The 522-nt window shown below is 36.6% G+C and carries 1 protein-coding gene; it reads right to left on the bottom strand.

Annotation, left to right across the window (positions count from 1 at the left end; translation table 11 throughout):
- Positions 1 to 53: 53 nt before the first annotated feature.
- Positions 54 to 522, bottom strand: a 469-nt coding sequence (locus CXF71_RS07940) for a sensor histidine kinase (RefSeq protein ID WP_157826711.1), incomplete at its 5' end; no start/stop codon positions are given.

The raw sequence follows: 522 nt of genomic DNA, 5'->3' as shown, positions 1-522 counted from the left end.
TGCAGTTTGAAAGCGCGCAAAGCTAACTTAATATTAGAACTTAGCGTAAATGCTTAAGAAAGGGGCAATTCAATAATAGCTAAACAGCCCTCTTTATCTGCTCTATTAATCAGACTTAGTTGACCATTATGAACTTCAAGTACCTGTCGACAAAAAACTAAGCCGATACCAGAGCCTTGCTTTTTAGTGGTGTAAAAAGGCACAAATAAATTACCTTTATTGCTAATGCCAGACCCTTCATCACTAATTATGAATCTAAAAGTATTGTCAGTCACTTGCCAGCTAACGTTTACTTCACCTGTAGCCGTTTTACTTTGCATAGATTCAATCGCATTTTTAATTAAGTTAATGAATACCTGCTCAAATTGAATGGGATCAATCATTAACTCCACATCTTCTGAACGAGACACAGTGATCTTATTTTTTTGATTTTCGGGGAGGGTATCAAGTGGATTTTGATAAAGTGGGATGACTTTATCCACCAAACTAACGATTGATGTGGGATGTTTTTTAGGCTCAGGC

Origin of the sequence: Colwellia sp. 12G3, from assembly GCF_002836775.1 — a bacterium.
GTDB lineage: Bacteria > Pseudomonadota > Gammaproteobacteria > Enterobacterales > Alteromonadaceae > Colwellia.
The sequence above is the reverse complement of the archived record's forward strand: the minus strand, read 5'-3'. Positions and strand labels throughout refer to the sequence as shown.